Source organism: Phycicoccus elongatus Lp2 (assembly GCF_000367525.1).
Lineage (GTDB): Bacteria > Actinomycetota > Actinomycetes > Actinomycetales > Dermatophilaceae > Phycicoccus_A > Phycicoccus_A elongatus.
The window spans coordinates 1,111,896-1,127,683 of sequence record NZ_HF570956.1; the positions used below are offsets into that span (position 1 = coordinate 1,111,896).

A 15,788-nucleotide genomic window follows, 5' to 3' on the forward strand; every position below is an offset into this window, starting at 1 on the left:
CGGTCGGCCTCCTCGCCAAGCGTGGTGAGGGCTTCGGTCAGGGCCGGGGCATCGGTATCACCGAAGAACACCGCCGTGTCGGACGGACCCTCTTGGGGTGAGTGCCCCCCGGTGACGAGGGCGTCCTCGATCCGTCGCAGCACAGCTTCGAGCTCGGAGCGGGCAGCCTGGGACCGGGTGGCGCTCTCACGCCTCTGCTCGGTCAGCCAGGCCTCGACATCGGCAAAGGTCGCGATGTCGAAGAGCCGCTCGAGCACCGCTCGCCGCTCCTCGGCGGAGGCGGACAGGAAGGCGGCGAAGTCACCTTGCGGGAGGACGGCAACCTTCGCGAACTGGGACAGGCCCATGCCGACGAGATCGTGAATCTCCTCGGCGACCTCGTCGTGCCTGGTGCTCTTGGTGCTCCAGGTCGCACCGTCGAACTCGTCGAGTCGCACGCGCGCCCGCACCGTGACCGGCGTTCCGGTACCGCGTTTGCGGGGACGCGCAAACTCCGGGGAGCGGGTCAGTCGCAGCCGACGACCGCTGATCGTGAACTCGAGGACCACCTCGGGCACCCGGTCCGCGGGGGCGTGGTCACTGCGCAGTCCCTTCTTCGTCCGGGTGCCGGGCAGGTCGGCGAACAACGCGTAGCAGACAGCGTCCAGAATGCTCGTCTTCCCCGCCCCAGTGGGGCCGTGGATGAGGAAGAGCCCGCCAGCGGCCAGGTCGTCGACGTCAACCCGGACTCGTTGGGGAAAGGGGCCGAATGCCTCGGCCTCCAGCAGGTGGATCCTCACGCGGCACCCGCCGCCCGAGACCGCTCGGGGGTGACGACGCCTTCGTCACTCGAGCGGCTCCTGCCGAGCCGTGCTGCGTCGATGGCCTCCTGCCAGAGGGCACGCTCGTCCTCGGATGCCACGGCACCGCCCCGGACGTGGGTCAGGAAGTCGCAGCACACGTCGAGCTCGGTGCGGGCCTCGAGGCGTTCGGCATACGGCCGGAGATCGACCGGTGCCCCCTGAGGCTCGAAACGCAGCTCGAGCGTGTGGGGAAAGCGGCCCTTGATGCGGTCCATCGCACCCATTGGTCGGATCGGGTCCGTGATCGTCACCTGGCACCACGCCTGCTCCGCCTCGTCGTGGGCCCGAGACGTGAGGAGGTCCTCGAGGTCACCTCGCAGCACGGCGAGACGCCGATCCACGGGTGCTGGGACGAGATCGACGACCGCCTCGTCTCCGGACAGGTCGACGATGGCGCTCGACTTGCGATGGTTGACCTCGCCGAAGGACATCGCGAGTGGGGACCCGCTGTAGCGGATGTGCGGGTCGACCTGTTGCGGACCGTGGAGGTGTCCGAGCGCGGCATACGCCATCTCGCCGAAAACCGAGGGCGGGACCGCCGCGACCCCACCGACCGAGATGTCGCGCTCGGATTGCGAGCCGACACCCCCGGTGACGAAGGCGTGCGCCATGACCACGTGGTGCCGCTGATCAGTGGGGGTGGCTCTCACCCGATTCATGGCGGCCCGCAGAACTCCCGCATGGGTGCGCTCGGAGGTCCCGAGCGGTCCGGCCGCCACCGCAGGCTCGAGGTAGGGGATTGGGTGAATGGCAACGTCACCGATGACGACGGGGATCCCGATCTGGTCCACCGAGGTCCGAAGATGCACACCCGCCCGCGCCAGCAGACCACTGCCGAAACCAAGCCGGGTGGCACTGTCGTGGTTGCCGCTGGAGATCACCACCTGGGCACCGGCGTCCACCAGTCTCAACAGGGCATCGGAGAGCAACCCCACCGAGTCCGGCGCCGGGAGGGCCCGGTCGTAGACGTCGCCTGCGACGAGGACCGCGTCGATGCGCTCCGCCCGGACGACGTCGACCAGATGGTCGAGGAAGCGGCTCTGGGCACCGAGCAACCCGGCACCGTGGAACGACCGTCCCAGGTGCCAGTCGGAGGTGTGCAGCAGCCGCATGACCGCAACGCTAGGAGCAGGCACCGACAGCGGCCGGGACCGAAACGCGGTTCTCGCCTTTCGCAGGCCGCCGTCTTGTGATTGTCTCTGCCACATGGGTGCCGAGGTCAACGCGCAGAGTTACACACGCGAGGAACGCCAGCGCTACCGCGAGAAGGTGCGCCAGAACCTTGACGTCTTCGAACGCATGCTCACGGCGAGTTCGTTCGAGTTCGACAAGCCGATGACCGGCCTCGAGATCGAGTTGAACCTGGTCAACGACAAGTACGAACCCGACTTCCACAACGCCAAGGTCCTCGAGGCGATTGCGGATCCCGACTACCAGACGGAGTTGGCGCAATACAACATCGAGCTCAACGTGCAGCCGCGGCCGCTGCCGGGTGACTCCGCGTTGGAGCTGGAGCATGACCTGCGTGATTCGCTCAACAAGGCGGACGAGCGGTCCCGGGAGGTGGGGTCTCGGATCGTCGCGATCGGGATGTTGCCCACGATCATGCCGGAGCACTACCAGCGCGAGTGGATCAGCGACAACAACCGCTACGCCGCGCTCAACGACTCGATCTTCATCGCCCGCGGCGAAGACATCTTTCTCGACATCGAAGGGCCCACGGGGGAGCGGGTCGCGACCTATTGCGACTCGATCGCCCCGGAGTCGGCCTGCACGAGCGTCCAATTGCACCTGCAGGTCGCACCGCACGAGTTCGCCGATCACTGGAATGCCGCCCAGGCGTTGGTCGCGCCGCAGGTTGCGCTGGCCGCCAACAGCCCCTTCTTCTTCGGGCAGCGACTGCACGCCGAGACCCGCATCGAGCTCTTCAAGCAGGCGACCGACACGCGGCCCATCGAGTTGAAGAACCAGGGCGTGCGCCCCCGCGTCTTCTTCGGCGAACGCTGGATCACCTCGATCTTCGACCTCTTCGAGGAGAACGTTCGCTACTTCCCGGCGCTGCTCGCCGAGACCACGGACGAGGACCCGATCGCCAAGCTCGAGGCCGGGATCGCGCCGGACCTCGCGGAGCTGCGGCTGCACAACGGCACGGTCTATCGGTGGAACCGTCCCATCTACGACACCGTTGGCGGGGTACCCCACCTCCGGGTGGAGAACCGCGTGTTGCCGGCCGGCCCGACCATCGCCGACGTGTTGGCCAACGCGGCCTTCTACTACGGCTGCATCCGCGTCCTGGCGCATCAGGATCGGCCGGTCTGGACCAAGCTCAGCTTCTCGGCGGCGGCGGAGAACTTCGAACTGGCCGCCAGGTCAGGGCTCGACGCCCGCTTCTACTGGCCGGGCTTCGGTGAGATCGGCGCCGACGAACTGATCCTTCGACACCTGCTGCCCATGGCCCACGAGGGTCTGGAGGACTGGGGCGTCTCCCGAGCGGTACGCGACCGCTACCTGGGCATCGTCGAGGCCAGGTGCACATCGGGGGTCAATGGTGCCGTGTGGCAGTCCGAATGCGTCCAGCGGCTCGAGGACGGTGGCCTCGATCGGCGCACCGCGCTGCACGAGATGTTGAGGCTCTACGCGGACCACATGGCCACCAATGAGCCGGTGCACACCTGGCCGTTGCCCTGACGAGCGCGGAACGTCGACTCACCCCTCCATGGGGTATGCCGGGGCGTCGGGTCGCCAGTTCCACGTGCGGATCGCCGGCACGTCCTTCTCGAACTCAAGGACCGAGATCGAGCCGGCATCGAGGAGGAGCCCGGCCCCGGTGACCGGCGCCTGGTCGAGGAACACAGCGGCAAGCACGCGCAGCAGGTGGCCATGGGCCACGATCGTCACGTCCCCCACTGCCAGGACGGGGTGGATCCGCTCGACCACCCGCCGGGCCCGATCGGCCACCTGCTCCAGGGTCTCCCCGGGTGTGTTTCCCGGCACGACACCGTCCTTGAAGACAGTCCAGTCGGGCTGCGCGAGTTGGCGGATCTGCACCGTGGTGAGGCCCTCGTAGCCGCCGTAGTCCCACTCCATCAGGTCATCGGAGGGGTCCGGGGTCAGGCCGGCCAGTTCCGCGGTTCGACGAGCCCTCATTAGGGGCGAGCACAGGGCGAGCGCGAAGCTGCGCCCCGCGAGCGCACGCCCCACGGCATACGCATCCTGCTCGCCCTCGGGGAGCAGCGGGAGGTCAGTGCGGCCGGTGTGCTGGCCGCTGCGGCTCCACTCGGTGGAGCCGTGCCGGATCAGGACGAGACGGCCCTTGGGCGCACTGGTGCACACGACTGAAGACTAGGCTGCGGACATGGAGCAGGAGCAGACGGGCGGCACGGGGACCGGTCACCGCGAGGTGCAGTTGCGTCGCACCGCCCACGGGGAGTTCGACGTCGAGAACGTGCGCGGTGGGCGGATCCACATCGGCACCGGGGAGGGTGCCGACTTCACCCCCGTCGAGTTGCTGCTCGCGGCGATCGCCGGATGCTCGGCCGTCGACGTCGACTTCATCACGGGCAAGCGGGCCGAGCCGGAGCGCTTCGAGGTGCTCAGCGAGGGCGTGAAGGTCAGGGACGAGCGGGGCAACCACCTCGACGACATCGCCGTGACCTTCACGGTGACCTTCCCCGAGGGCGAGGCCGGCGACCGGGCGCGGGAGATGCTGCCGAAGTCGATCCAGATGTCGCACGATCGGTTGTGCACGGTCAGCCGCACGGTGCTGCTCGGCACCCCGATCGCCATGCGGGCCGTGGACTGACCGATGGCGACCTACCTCGACGTCCACCCGGTCGATCCGCAGCCGCGAGCGATCCGCACGGCCGTCGACCGTTTGCGCGACGGCGCCCTCATCGCCTACCCCACCGACTCCGGGTATGCCTTGGGCGCGATGCTCGGCAACCAGGCCGCCAAGGACCGGATCATGACGATCCGCCACCTGGACGACAAGCACCACTTCACGCTCATCTGCCGCGACTTCGCCCAGCTGGGGCAGTTCGTCATCATCGACAACGCGGTGTTCCGGGCCATCAAGGCAGCGACTCCGGGGCCGTACACCTTCATCCTGCCGGCGACCAAGGAGGTGCCACGGCGGCTCATGCACCCGAAGAAGAAGACGGTCGGCGTGCGCATCCCCGAGCACCCGGTCGTGCGTGAGCTGCTCGCCGAGCTCGGTGAGCCGTTGCTCTCCTCGACCCTCATCCTGCCCGGCGAGAGCGAGCCGATGAGCGAGGGTTGGCTGGTCAAGGACGAGCTCGACCACCAGGTCGACCTGGTCATCGACTCGGGGGAGTGCGGCACCGAGCCGACCACCGTCGTGGACTTCAGCGACGGGCAGGCCGAGGTCGTCCGCATCGGTGCCGGGGACGCCGGGCGCTTCTGACCGACCAGCTCGGGTGCGGGCCTCAGCGCGTCGCCCGGACGACCACCTCGGCGTGCGGTGTCTGCGGGAACATGTCGAACAGGCGGGCGTCGGTGACCGCGAAGGTGGGCAGCTCAGCCAGGTCGCGGGCCAGGGTGGTCGGGTTGCAGCTCGAGTAGATGAGGGTCGCGGCGTTGCTCGACTCGATGGCGGCGCACAGCTCGTCTCCGACGCCGCGGCGCGGAGGGTTGACGACGACACATTCGGCGTCCGGCAGCTCGGATCCGGCGTCGCCGCAACGGAACTCGACGCGGTTCGTCGCAGTTCCGCTGTCCCGCAGGCTTTCTGCGGTATGCCGCGCGCTGGCGACGGCGTCCGCGCTCACCTCGACCCCCAGCACGGTCGGGGCATCCGGAAGGGTGGCGGCGAAGAGCCCGAAACCACCCACGCCGCAGTAGAGGTCGAGCAGTGAGGCCGGTGCCTGCTCGGCAACCCAGTCGCGCGCCTGCTCGTAGAGGCCCACGGCCACAGCGGTATTGGTCTGGAAGAAGCTGCGCGGCCCGAGATGGAGGGTGAGCCGGCCCAGGTCCATGGCCAGGGTCCTCGCCGGCGTGAGGACCTCCTCGTCATCGCCCTCCAGGAGGGCGACGTGCTCCGGGAGGTAGTTGACCGTGGCCACACGCAGGTGGGGGAGTGCCGCCTGCAGGTCCTCCAGGCCGTCCCGCACGCGCTGCGCCTGACTGTCCCCGCGGAGCACGACGCGCACCATGAGCTCTTCCGCCGGGCTGCCGGTGACGTGCACGTGCTTGAGCTCTCCGCGCCGCTTGGCCACGTCATACGGGAGTAGGCGCAGGTCGTCGATCCAGTCGGCGAGCACCGGGATCGCCTGCGCCACAACGGGTTCGTGCAGTCCGCAGCGGCGAAGATCAACGCCCCGGCGGTCGCCGTCGAGGATGCCCAGGGTCACCGCCCCGGGCGTGCCGCCGACGACGAGCTTGGCCTTGTTGCGGAACTGCGACTCTCGCGAGGCGAAGGGCTCACGCCAGGCACTGTCCCCCACCGCCTCGGCGAGCCCTGCGCGAGCGGCGCGGTCCTTGCCGGCCAGCTGTTCGGCATACGCCCGGCCCATGAAGGTGCACGAGCGACATTCGTGCCGCTCGAAGTAGCCACACTGCATCCCGTGTCAGCGCGCCTCGGGGTCGGGCTGGTGCACGCCGAAGACGTTGCCCTCGGTGTCGAGGTAGTAGCCCTGCCAGGCCATGCCGGGGAGGGCGGCCTGGGGGTGCGCCACCTGACCGCCGGCCGCCATGACCCGCTCGTGCGTGGGATGGTAGTCCTCGCTCCCCATGGTGAGGACCGCGACGTCCTCGGCATGGATCTCGACGTGGATGACGCGGCTCAACGCTGCTCCTCGGGGACTCGTGCTGACAGGTGCGCTGACGACCCTACGCGCCGCGAGCAGGACCTGTCCCGCCCGAATGCCGGCCCCGCCCATACGCTCCGGGCCTGTCGTCGAGAGGAGAAGCACGGTTGCCAGGACTCATGTGGTGACAGGAGCGGCGTCGGGAATGGGGGCCGCGACGGCCGCGCTGCGGCGTCGGTCGGGGGACCGGGTGCTCGGGTGGACCGGGTCGCGGGCCAGGGGGTGGACATCGTCGCCGACCTATCGGATCCCGAGGGTGGGCGGTGTGTCGTGGAGCAGGTGGCCGCGCGCGCTGCGGCCTCGCTGGTCGTCGGTGCGACGGTGGTCATCGACGGGGGGACGGACGCCCTGCTCGACCCACGGCGTTGAAGCCCGGCCCTAGCGGGGCCAGACGACCGGGAAGAGCGGGTGGTCCATCGGGGCGCCCTCGGGCAGTACGCCGATGAGCTCCTCGAACGGGGGAGAGGTGACCCACTCACGCGGAGCGTGCCGGGCATCTTCGGCGAGGTAGCGCAGCGACAGGACGCGTCGCCTTCCCTGGAAGGGGAACCCCGGCGCGCCGTGCACGGTGAGGAAGTCGAAGAAGATGGCGTCACCGGGCTGCATCTCGGCGGCCCGGATGTCGAAGGCGTCGCGGTCGGCCTCGATGTCAGGCAGCTCGTCGAGGGTGCCCTCGGGGAACCACTTGGCTTTGCCGTCGAGGAAGGTGCGCGGCATCTTCCACGGACCCTCGTGGGAGCCGGCGACGAGCTCGAGGCACCCGGCGAGCGGGACCGGGTCGACCGGGATCCAGGCGCTGGTGCCGTGGCCGTCGACGTTGTAGTACGGCTGGTCCTGGTGCCACGGGGTGCGCTGCTTGGTGCCGCCCTCCTTGACGAGCACATGGTCGTGGTAGAAGCGCACCTGGGGAGTGTCGAGGAGCTGCGCCGCGACTTCCGCGGCCCGCGACGACAGGGCCAGCGAGGCGATCTCGGGGATGTCCTGCCAGCGGCGGAAGTCCTCGACGAAGCGCCCGGGGTCGTCGACCCCGCTGGCGACCTGGGCCAGCATGCTCGGAGCCTCGAGCACGGCGGCGATGCCGGCCCTGGCGACCTCGACCTCCTCGGGAGAGAGCAGGTCGCGCACCACGAGGACGCCGTCGCGCCGGTAGGTGTCGATGTCGACGTCGGAGAGGCTCAGGCCGTTCATGGCCCCACCGTAGAGGTCACCCTGGGTGCGCGTTCGATCGGGGCGGCGAGACCGATGGCGTTGCCTTCTCGCGGGTTGGCCTGACGGTCATGTGCGCCACGAAGCGGAGGGTCGGTCGGTGAGTCGGTGTGCCGTGCTGGGCCCTGGTGGGGTCGGTGGTCTCCTGGCCGTCTCCCTCACCGACGCGGGTCACGAGGTCGTCGTCGTGGCCCGCACCTCCAGCGTGGAGACGTTGCGCGAGAGCGGGTTTCATCTCTCGAGCCCGGTCTTCGGTGAGCGGGTGACCCGCCCCGACGTGGTGGATCGCCTCGACCGCGACGTCGATGCCGTCCTTGTCGCGACCAAGGCGACCGCCGAGGTGACGTCGGTCGTCTGCGCCGAGGGCGGACCGTGCGACCCGGCGCCCACGCTGGCTGCGTTCCGTTCCTTCGGGCCCGGGACGAAGTCGTCGATGCTCCGGGACGCAGAGGCGGGCAACACCCTTGAGCTCGACACGATCGGGCGCGCAGCTCGGGCTCACGGCATACCGATCCCACGCACGGAGGCGCTCGTCGACCAGCTCGCGTCCACCTGAGCTGCTCGGCCCTCACTCGTCCAGGGAGCCGGGGGAGCGCCGCCGCTGCTGGACGCCGAGGACGAGCAGGAGCTCGGCCACGGCATACGTGGCCATGACGGCGACCGACAAGGGCCGGCTCTCCCATCCGCGGAACGCGCCGAGGGCGATCAGCGAGTCCGAGAGCATGAACACGGCGCCGCCGACGCCGGTCAAGGTGTTGACGCCGGTGGCGAGCACGGCCATGACGGTCAGCGTCGCGCCGTAGACGACGACCGGCACGAGGAGCGAGCCGGCCCCTCCGGCGCACGCGAGGACGAGACCGACGAAGGCCACGGCATACGCTGCGACGAGGCCGCGCCGCCGGCTGAGGATGCTCTGCCTGCGGAACGGCAGGAAGCCCACGATGAAGGCGAGCTGAGCGAGGAGGAAGGCGCCGACCATCGCGAGGAAGGATGCGGACTGCGGGACGAGGTCGGGCAGTAGGTCGCCAAGCCACGAGAAGCCGAGCGCAACGAGCGTGGCGGTGCGCAGCCGGGGGAGCGGGCGCCGTCCGCGCGGGGCGAGGGTCAGCAGGACGACCACGAGGGTCGGCATGAGCAGCCATTGGGTCAGGTTGGAGAGGGTTTCGTGGGTACTTCCCACGGCCACGACGTTGGTCACGGCCAAGAGGCCGTATGCCGCGAGGGTGGCGCGGCTGTTCGACGAGCTCGCTGACGACTTCACCCGGGATCGATCATCGGCGATAGGCGTCGCGACGGTGAACCACAGAGACGACCTCGATGACGAGGCGGTGTTCGAGGATCCGGTAGAGGACGCGGTACTCGCCTCGCCGTGCTGACCACAGCGGCGCCAACGGCTCACGCAGGGGCTTACCGACGCGGTGGGGATCGGTGCGCAGCGGGCCAGCGATGAACTCGAAGGCGGCCGCAGCGACCGCTTCGGGCAACAGCTCCTCGAGGGCTCGGCTTGCGCTTCGGGTCAGGACGACGTCGTACCCGCCTTCCTCGCCTAGGTCCGTACTCAAGATTGGAGGCGTCCGCGCCGCAGCATCGCTGAGCGGACCTCATCCAATGATGAGGTCCGCCCGGCGTCGAGGTCGTCAAGCCCTTCCTTAAGGGCCTGCACCTCCTCGGCGCGACTGAGGACGTCGACGGTCTCCAGCAGGGCGTCGTAGTCCTCAGCGCTGAGAAGCACGACGGCCCGGTCACCGTTGCGGGTGACTTCGAACCGCTCGTGAGTGGCCACCGCGGACTCCACGAGCTTGGAAAGGTTCGCCCGAGCGTCAGCGAGGGACAGAGTCGTCATGTACAAAATTCTAGCGTAACTGCTGTGCTCGGCAAGCCCGTCCGGCCACCGGGTCGCTACGCGAGGAGTACGCCACGCATGGACTCGCCCCAGCAGCATCCAGCCGAGTCGGTAAGCCCGACACTTTAGGGGCTCTTCGCCGTTGAGTGTTGGGGTGAGCGCGACGCGCCTCGGGCCGCAGTGATTCAGCTGATGCAATACGTGGACTACTAACTGACATAATGTGGCTTATCGGCGTTTAAACAACGGGAGTTTCACTAGATGCGAGAACTCCCTCTTCGTCGGGCTGTGCGGGTCAGTGCAGGTCAGCGCCGGTTTCCTTTGGCGGTGACGCCTCGAGCCCGCCTGTCCCGTTGCGGCCTCCGCGCAGGTCGTCGTAGGTTATCTGCATTAGATGCAGGTTTCCACGGGTGTGAGGTGCATCGTGCAGGGAGTTCCGGGCTTCGTCCCTCGGGTCCTCCGAGACCCCGATGTCGGGCTGTTCCGAGCCGAAGATCGCGTATTCGAGGCGATGCTCGACGGCTGGAAGGCTCAGATGTTGGCGCGCGGCTTGACCGTCCAGACGATCGAGGGTCGTTGCCGCGTCGTACAAAAGTTCCAGGAGTACGCCGGGACTTTCCCGTGGACGTGGCGCCCCGTCGACCTCGACGACTACATGGCGGAGCGACGCTCGGGCGAGAAGCCGATCAGCCTCACGACGCTGCGCTCGGACAGCAACGCAATCGCGATGTTCTGCGCGTACACCGCCTCGCCGACGTACGGCTGGGGCGAACTCTGTGAGCAAACGTTCGGCGACGTCCCCGCACAGATCGCCTTCGACTGGAACACCCCGCGCCACACCACCGACGACGCCGTGCCACCTGGACGGCGCGCGTTCAAGAAGAAGGAACTGCAGCAACTCTTTGACCACATGGACGACCTCGTCGACCGCGAGTACGCCGCCGGCAGCAAGCGGTGGCTCCAAGCGCTGCGCGACTCGATCGCCTTCAAGGTCTGCTACGCCTACGGATTGCGGCGCCGCGAGGTGACCATGCTCGACGTGCACGACTTCGGGCCGAACCCCTACGTGCCCGAGTACGGCGAGTTCGGGGCAGTCACGATCCGGTGGGCCAAGGGCACCGCTGGATCAGGACCGCGCCGAAGAACCGTCTTGACCGTCCCGGAGTTCGAGTGGGTCGTGGACCTGCTCAAGTTCTGGATCCACGAAGGCGGTCGCGATCAGTTCCCCACTGCCGACCGCTCCCCTGCCCTGTGGCCCAGCGAACGAGCTGACCGAATCCGCCTGGGCAGTCTCGGGGACTCCTTCGCCGCAGCGCGCGCCGCAGTGGGCCTTCCGAAAGAGCTCGGCCTGCACTGCCTGCGCCACTCCTACATCACCCACCTCATCGAGGCCGGCTACGACCCAGCGTTCGTCCAGACCCAGGCCGGTCATGCGTACGCCTCGGTGACCAGCGTCTACACATCGGTTGGTGACGACTTCAAACAGAAGACGATCCAGAAGTTGATCGCCCGCCGCATCGCGCGACCCGAGGAAACGAATCCTGATGACTGAGCAACGCCGCATCGGCTACAAGTGGAACCTGCGCACTGTCATGGCGCAGCGGAACCTGTGGAAGAGCACCGAACTCATGCCACTGCTCAGATCGCGTGGCATCAACCTGTCCGAGAGTCAGGTCTATCGACTTGTCACCGGCACCCCTGAGCGCATTCCAGCGCGCACGTTCGCAGCCCTGTGCGACATCCTCGACTGCGAGCCCAACGACCTGTTCGAGCCCTATGTCGAGATGCGCGCTGCCCGGACGGCGAACGCGCCGAAGCGCCCCGAGGACCTCGGCTTGACCCCCGGCAGCCCTGTCGCGCGGCGGGTTCGCATCGTCCAGGACGACGATGGCTAGGCCCCGCAGGCAGAGCGACCCAAACCAGTGGCCCGTCCCCTGCTGCCGTTGCGGTGAGCATCACCAAATCGCCGCGAAATGGCCGGACGGGGGCGTGTGCGGGTACTGCTATCAGCAGGCCAAACGGACGACGGGCATCTGCGCCTGCGGCCACGAGGGAGTCCTCCCAGGCCGCATCGACGGGCAGCCGGCCTGCAAGAGATGCTCTGGCGTCAAACTCAACATCGAGTGCAAGACCTGCGGCGCCGAAGGCGAGCTGTACCGCGCCGGCCGATGCTGGTCCTGCGAGCTGGCAGCAGTCGTGGATCAGTTGCTGACCAACCCTGACACGGGCGTCATGGCTGACGAACTGGTTCCAGTGGCGGCGGCGCTGAAGTCAATGAAGCGACCCAACAGCGGACTGACCTGGATCAGGCAGCGCCACGTCACGGACTTGCTCAAGGAACTGGCAGTGTCACAGACGATCACCCACGAGTTGCTCGACGACCTACCCGGAGCAGACCGCACCCGCAACTATGTCCGCGGCCTGCTCGTGGAGCACGGCGTCTTGCCGCGCCGCGACGAACTCGCCGCTCGCTACGACGACTGGGCTACCGGCGCACTCGAGCGCGTGACGACTGTCGAGCACCAGACCGTCCTTCGCCGCTACATTCACTGGCATCACCGGCGCCGCATGAACGAGATGGAGACCGTGCCGCGGGGAACCTTCCTGCGAGCGAAACAGATTGTCACGATGGCTGCAGAGTTCCTCAACTGGCTCGACAGCTGCGGCGTCACCCTCAAAGACCTCCGACAAGAGCATCTCGATGCTTGGCTCGCCGATGGGCCCAGCACCCGCAGGATCATCGACCGCTTCCTCCCGTGGGCGATCAAAGGTCGGCTCGTCGACCCCGAGCTCATTATCAAAGCGCACCGCCGCGGCACCAGCCCCAAACTCTCCAAGTCCGAGCAGGACTCAGCAGTCGAGCGGGTGGTCCACACGGACGAACTGAACATTCGCGACCGGGCCGCCGCAATCCTGGTCATCGTCTTCGGCCAGCACATCGAGGACGTCGTACAATTGACCTGGGACAACGTAACCGTCACCGACGACGTCGTCACCCTCCGGCTGGGAAAGACGACCTTCGCACTCCCCTCCCCCCTGGACGAGCCCCTCCGCCAACTCGCGGCTACCCCCGGCAACGGCCTGACCGCAGCGCATCCGAACAGCAACTGGGTCTTCCCGGGCTACTCCCCCGGCCAACATATCCACGGAGCCAGCCTGCGCAACCGCCTCAAGACCATCTTCGGCACCCGATCAGCACGCCTCGGGACCCTCCACGAACTCACCAAACTCGGACCCATCCCGATCATCGCCGACGCGCTCGGATATCACCCAGCGACCATCGAGCGCCACGCCATCGGCTCAGCCAGCGTCTATTCCCAATACATCGCAGCCAGACGCCAGTTGGGATGAGCGCCCTCGGTCAAGGGCGCATCCTCGCGTCACCTGATCGTGCTCGGCATCCTGCGGGGGGCTCTCGCACTCAGCGGCATGACAGAGCGTTCGGCGCCTCTGGCCTGTTGCCGCCAAGCAAGACACGCCTTTCGTTTCTTGCGTTTTGCGTTTACGCTTGGATCATGAGTCAGACGACCAACCAGGCGATAAGCAGCCCAGACGCTGAGCGAGTGCGTGCGGCACTGATACGGCCGGGCGCTGTCCTTCGCGTCGGCTCCGAGAGTCTGGAAGTGACCGAGCCCTTCAGGCGGGCGATCCTCACGGTGATCGATGAACTTGCGGCGGGCCATGACGTGGCTGTCACTCGACTTGACTCATTCGTCACCACGGGACAGGCGGCTGAGCTCCTTCACGTCAGCCGACCAACGGTTGTGAAGATGTGTGATGACGGTCTGCTCGAGTTCGCGCAGCCGGGTTCGCACCGGCGGATCAGCCTGGCGTCGATCAACCGGTTCATTGAGTCAGCTGCCGTACGCCGGGCGGCCGGAATGGCCGAGTTCGAGCGGACGGCAACGGGGAGCGACGATCAGGTCGTTTCGACCAGGTGAGTCGGAGAGCAGTCCTGGACGCTTGCGTTCTCGTTCCATACAACCTCGCCAGCCTTCTTCTGACCTTGGGTGAGAGAGAACTTCTGGAGCTGAGGTGGAGTGACGAGATCCTGGAGGAAACCCGCCGGGCGCTCACTGGCAAACTCGATCTCGACCCAGAGCGGGCAGACCGGCGCCTGAACGCGATGCGGCAAGCCTTCCCTGAAGCCGCTGTCGTCGGCTTCGAGCACCTCATCGAGGAACTCGAGTGCCATCCCAAGGACCGGCACGTCCTCGCGGCAGCCATCGCCAGCGACGCCGATGTCATCGTGACGTTCAATCTCGATGACTTCCCGGATTCTGCATGCCGTCCCTACGGCGTGAAGGCTGTGCATCCTGAGGACTATCTGCTCGAGTTGCTCGCACTTGACCGAGAGCCAACCGTGGCGGCAGTTCGTGCAGACGCCGCGCGTCGGAGCAATCCGGTTGCCAGCCCATCCGAACTCTTGGCTTCGCTGGCCACGACAGTGCCGACGTTCGCGAACATGGCCAATCAACTCCTTGAAGAGGACGGGCCTTTCAGCGATTTCCCCGCCTACGTGACGGCGGACCCCGACGACTCGCCGTTGGCTGCGCTGACGCAGGGTGCCAACCTCACAGAGCCCCTTCAGGTTGCTGCCCTTTGGTGGCTCGCCGTGCTCGATCCCCGTCAGCACCATGAAGAACTGACGTGGCTGACACACGCTCCTGAAGCCTGGGGCGACTTCCAGTGGGCCACAGACCTCCTCACCGACATGTCCATCGCGTCCAAGGTCTACTACGCCGTCGACCGACCAACCGAGATAGCGGTTGTGCGGTTCGTGCCGGAGGTTGTCGGCACCGCCCAGACCTTCGCCTCATTCAACATCCGCGGAATGCTCTTCCTGACGCTCTGTCGCTACCCAGATGGCTCATGGCGCGCGTGGGGACTGGGTCCACGGATGGTTTCCGCTCGGACCGTCCTGAGCTGACCAGCAGGGGTGACCGGACCGCATCGTGACCGTGACCCTTCGCATGCTGGCAAATCCGGAGGGCCCCCTTGCGGCAGAGTCGGACGTCCTGACGGCGCGGGTGTTCGCCGAGCGGCACCCGGGGTGTTTCCGCACCACGAGGAATATCGTCGGCATGCGAGGTCGCTGTCCGCGACCGATCTCTGGCCAAGGAGCAACCGTGACCGACAGCGACTACGACGACTTCGCCGAAGCCTATGCACGGCAGAACGAGACCGGTCTCTTCAACGCCTACTACGAGCAGCCCGCCATGTTGAGGCTCGCCGGCGACGTGCGTGGTCGTCGGATCCTTGATGTCGGATGTGGCTCCGGGCCCACGATCGCCAAGCTGCGCGAAGCCGGCGCCGACGTGTCCGGCTTCGACCGAAGCGCCGGAATGATTGGATTCGCGCGCGAGCGACTGGGCCAGCACGTTGACCTTCGAGTCGCAGACTTGGCCGACCCGTTGCCCTACGCGGACGCTGAATTCGACGACGCGATTGCCTCCCTCGTCCTCCACTACCTCGAGGACTGGGCAGGGCCTCTGACTGAACTTCGACGTGTGCTAAAGCCCGGCGGGCGACTACTGGTCTCTGTCAACCATCCCGTGATCTTCCCGGTCGTGTACCCCGACTCTGACTACTTCGCCATCACCAAGTACACCGAGGACTACGACTTCGCTGGCCACAAAGTGTGGCTGACCTTCTTCCACCGGCCGTTGCACACCATGACCGACTCGTTCAGCGCCGCCGGCTTCAGGATCACTTCAATCAGCGAGCCGCCGCCAGCACCTGACACGCCGATCGAACTTCTGCCGGACGGACTGGAGCCGGGCAAGTCGTTCCTCTGTTTCCTCTTCTTCCTCCTCGAGGCCAACTAGTCTCCACGCCGCGTTCCTCGGACACTCGACCAGCGCTGATTCAAGCCATGAGTCTGGCTCCCGCACATCGGCAGATGAGGGATGTCACGCCGGCTGTCTGAGGCAGACGATCTCCCGACGCATACACGATGCGCACACCGGTCGCTGGCACGGAAGTCGCAAATCGTCCCAAGGCTGTTGGGACGATTCTTGATGGTGGCTAGTTGCAACTCGATGGACGGCTACTCCCGGCTCATGAACTCCC

The 15,788-nt window shown here is 67.2% G+C and carries 20 protein-coding genes; 11 read left to right on the forward strand and 9 right to left on the reverse strand.

Going from position 1 to position 15,788, the window contains the following annotated elements; translation table 11 throughout:
- Nucleotides 1–779, reverse strand: a 779-nt coding sequence (locus BN10_RS05295) for an AAA family ATPase (protein ID WP_040750959.1), incomplete at its 3' end; no start/stop codon positions are given.
- Nucleotides 776–1,954 carry an exonuclease SbcCD subunit D gene (locus tag BN10_RS05300; protein WP_010850158.1) on the reverse strand — a complete coding sequence of 393 codons (1,179 nt, stop codon included), beginning with the start codon at nt 1,952–1,954 and terminating at the stop codon, nt 776–778. The genes BN10_RS05295 and BN10_RS05300, both read right to left, overlap by 4 nt.
- A gap of 94 nt (nt 1,955–2,048) precedes the next feature.
- Here BN10_RS05300 and BN10_RS05305 point away from each other — a divergent pair, with 94 nt between their 5' ends.
- Entirely contained in the window at nt 2,049–3,530 is a 1,482-nt protein-coding gene (locus tag BN10_RS05305; protein ID WP_010850159.1) for a glutamate-cysteine ligase family protein, read from the forward strand.
- Between the two features lie 18 nt (nt 3,531–3,548).
- On the opposite strand, the gene BN10_RS05310 is transcribed toward BN10_RS05305, so the two are convergent.
- A complete protein-coding gene (locus BN10_RS05310; RefSeq protein ID WP_010850160.1) occupies nt 3,549–4,175 on the reverse strand; it encodes a histidine phosphatase family protein in 627 nt (208 codons plus the stop codon).
- A gap of 22 nt (nt 4,176–4,197) precedes the next feature.
- Between BN10_RS05310 and BN10_RS05315 the strand changes: the two genes are divergently transcribed.
- Nucleotides 4,198–4,644, forward strand: coding sequence for an OsmC family protein (locus BN10_RS05315; protein WP_010850161.1), 447 nt, complete (start codon nt 4,198–4,200; stop codon nt 4,642–4,644).
- A 3-nt stretch (nt 4,645–4,647) separates the two neighbouring features.
- On the forward strand, nt 4,648–5,265 hold the full coding sequence (locus BN10_RS05320) for an L-threonylcarbamoyladenylate synthase (RefSeq protein ID WP_010850162.1): 618 nt from the start codon (nt 4,648–4,650) through the stop codon (nt 5,263–5,265).
- Nucleotides 5,266–5,287: 22 nt separating this feature from the next.
- Here BN10_RS05320 and BN10_RS05325 read toward each other — a convergent pair whose 3' ends face one another.
- Together BN10_RS05325 and BN10_RS05330 are read right to left on the reverse strand one after the other, a co-directional pair.
- A complete protein-coding gene (locus BN10_RS05325; RefSeq protein WP_010850163.1) occupies nt 5,288–6,421 on the reverse strand; it encodes a methyltransferase in 1,134 nt (377 codons plus the stop codon).
- A 6-nt stretch (nt 6,422–6,427) separates the two neighbouring features.
- Nucleotides 6,428–6,646, reverse strand: a complete 219-nt coding sequence (locus tag BN10_RS05330; RefSeq protein ID WP_010850164.1) for a VOC family protein — start codon at nt 6,644–6,646, stop codon at nt 6,428–6,430.
- A 219-nt stretch (nt 6,647–6,865) separates the two neighbouring features.
- Here BN10_RS05330 and BN10_RS16750 point away from each other — a divergent pair, with 219 nt between their 5' ends.
- Nucleotides 6,866–7,036, forward strand: a complete 171-nt coding sequence (locus BN10_RS16750; RefSeq protein WP_156917146.1) for a hypothetical protein — start codon at nt 6,866–6,868, stop codon at nt 7,034–7,036.
- A gap of 9 nt (nt 7,037–7,045) precedes the next feature.
- Here BN10_RS16750 and BN10_RS05335 read toward each other — a convergent pair whose 3' ends face one another.
- Complete coding sequence (locus BN10_RS05335; RefSeq protein ID WP_010850165.1) at nt 7,046–7,855, reverse strand: phytanoyl-CoA dioxygenase family protein; 810 nt, start codon at nt 7,853–7,855, stop codon at nt 7,046–7,048.
- Between the two features lie 118 nt (nt 7,856–7,973).
- Here BN10_RS05335 and BN10_RS05340 point away from each other — a divergent pair, with 118 nt between their 5' ends.
- On the forward strand, nt 7,974–8,429 hold the full coding sequence (locus tag BN10_RS05340; RefSeq protein WP_010850166.1) for a 2-dehydropantoate 2-reductase N-terminal domain-containing protein: 456 nt from the start codon (nt 7,974–7,976) through the stop codon (nt 8,427–8,429).
- Nucleotides 8,430–8,441: 12 nt separating this feature from the next.
- On the opposite strand, the gene BN10_RS05345 is transcribed toward BN10_RS05340, so the two are convergent.
- From BN10_RS05345 to BN10_RS05355, 3 genes are read right to left on the reverse strand one after another with little or no spacing between them, the layout of a single operon-like run.
- Nucleotides 8,442–9,134 (reverse strand): lysoplasmalogenase, encoded by a 693-nt coding sequence (locus BN10_RS05345; RefSeq protein ID WP_010850167.1) that lies wholly within the window; start codon nt 9,132–9,134, stop codon nt 8,442–8,444.
- Between the two features lie 10 nt (nt 9,135–9,144).
- Nucleotides 9,145–9,435 (reverse strand): type II toxin-antitoxin system RelE family toxin, encoded by a 291-nt coding sequence (locus tag BN10_RS05350; protein ID WP_010850168.1) that lies wholly within the window; start codon nt 9,433–9,435, stop codon nt 9,145–9,147.
- Nucleotides 9,432–9,716, reverse strand: coding sequence for a type II toxin-antitoxin system Phd/YefM family antitoxin (locus tag BN10_RS05355; protein WP_010850169.1), 285 nt, complete (start codon nt 9,714–9,716; stop codon nt 9,432–9,434). The genes BN10_RS05350 and BN10_RS05355 overlap by 4 nt, the downstream gene beginning before the upstream one ends.
- A 394-nt stretch (nt 9,717–10,110) precedes the next feature.
- Between BN10_RS05355 and BN10_RS05360 the strand changes: the two genes are divergently transcribed.
- From BN10_RS05360 to BN10_RS05385, 6 genes are all read left to right on the forward strand, one after another.
- Nucleotides 10,111–11,268, forward strand: a complete 1,158-nt coding sequence (locus BN10_RS05360; protein WP_040750963.1) for a tyrosine-type recombinase/integrase — start codon at nt 10,111–10,113, stop codon at nt 11,266–11,268.
- The gene (locus BN10_RS05365) at nt 11,261–11,611 is read left to right on the forward strand and encodes a helix-turn-helix domain-containing protein (RefSeq protein WP_010850171.1); all 351 of its coding nucleotides are present in this window, start codon (nt 11,261–11,263) and stop codon (nt 11,609–11,611) included. The genes BN10_RS05360 and BN10_RS05365 overlap by 8 nt, the downstream gene beginning before the upstream one ends.
- Nucleotides 11,612–11,948: 337 nt before the next feature.
- On the forward strand, nt 11,949–13,067 hold the full coding sequence (locus tag BN10_RS05370; protein ID WP_233354268.1) for a site-specific integrase: 1,119 nt from the start codon (nt 11,949–11,951) through the stop codon (nt 13,065–13,067).
- 164 nt (nt 13,068–13,231) lie between these two features.
- Nucleotides 13,232–13,657, forward strand: a complete 426-nt coding sequence (locus tag BN10_RS16225; protein WP_010850174.1) for a helix-turn-helix domain-containing protein — start codon at nt 13,232–13,234, stop codon at nt 13,655–13,657.
- The gene (locus BN10_RS15595; protein ID WP_010850175.1) at nt 13,654–14,646 is read left to right on the forward strand and encodes a PIN domain-containing protein; all 993 of its coding nucleotides are present in this window, start codon (nt 13,654–13,656) and stop codon (nt 14,644–14,646) included. The genes BN10_RS16225 and BN10_RS15595 overlap by 4 nt, the downstream gene beginning before the upstream one ends.
- Nucleotides 14,647–14,845: 199 nt before the next feature.
- Entirely contained in the window at nt 14,846–15,544 is a 699-nt protein-coding gene (locus BN10_RS05385; RefSeq protein WP_010850176.1) for a class I SAM-dependent methyltransferase, read from the forward strand.
- Nucleotides 15,545–15,788 lie beyond the last annotated feature (244 nt).

What these genes read in the sequence shown, in the direction of transcription:
- BN10_RS05300 (WP_010850158.1), bottom strand. Translation starts at nt 1,954, where the DNA reads ATGCGGCTGCTGCACACCTCCGACTGGCACCTGGGACGGTCGTTCCAC.
- BN10_RS05305 (WP_010850159.1), top strand. Translation starts at nt 2,049, where the DNA reads ATGGGTGCCGAGGTCAACGCGCAGAGTTACACACGCGAGGAACGCCAG.
- BN10_RS05315 (WP_010850161.1), top strand. Translation starts at nt 4,198, where the DNA reads ATGGAGCAGGAGCAGACGGGCGGCACGGGGACCGGTCACCGCGAGGTG.
- BN10_RS05320 (WP_010850162.1), top strand. Translation starts at nt 4,648, where the DNA reads ATGGCGACCTACCTCGACGTCCACCCGGTCGATCCGCAGCCGCGAGCG.
- BN10_RS05325 (WP_010850163.1), bottom strand. Translation starts at nt 6,421, where the DNA reads ATGCAGTGTGGCTACTTCGAGCGGCACGAATGTCGCTCGTGCACCTTC.
- BN10_RS05335 (WP_010850165.1), bottom strand. Translation starts at nt 7,855, where the DNA reads ATGAACGGCCTGAGCCTCTCCGACGTCGACATCGACACCTACCGGCGC.
- BN10_RS05355 (WP_010850169.1), bottom strand. Translation starts at nt 9,716, where the DNA reads ATGACGACTCTGTCCCTCGCTGACGCTCGGGCGAACCTTTCCAAGCTC.
- BN10_RS05360 (WP_040750963.1), top strand. Translation starts at nt 10,111, where the DNA reads ATGCAGGTTTCCACGGGTGTGAGGTGCATCGTGCAGGGAGTTCCGGGC.
- BN10_RS05365 (WP_010850171.1), top strand. Translation starts at nt 11,261, where the DNA reads ATGACTGAGCAACGCCGCATCGGCTACAAGTGGAACCTGCGCACTGTC.
- BN10_RS05370 (WP_233354268.1), top strand. Translation starts at nt 11,949, where the DNA reads ATGGCTGACGAACTGGTTCCAGTGGCGGCGGCGCTGAAGTCAATGAAG.
- BN10_RS16225 (WP_010850174.1), top strand. Translation starts at nt 13,232, where the DNA reads ATGAGTCAGACGACCAACCAGGCGATAAGCAGCCCAGACGCTGAGCGA.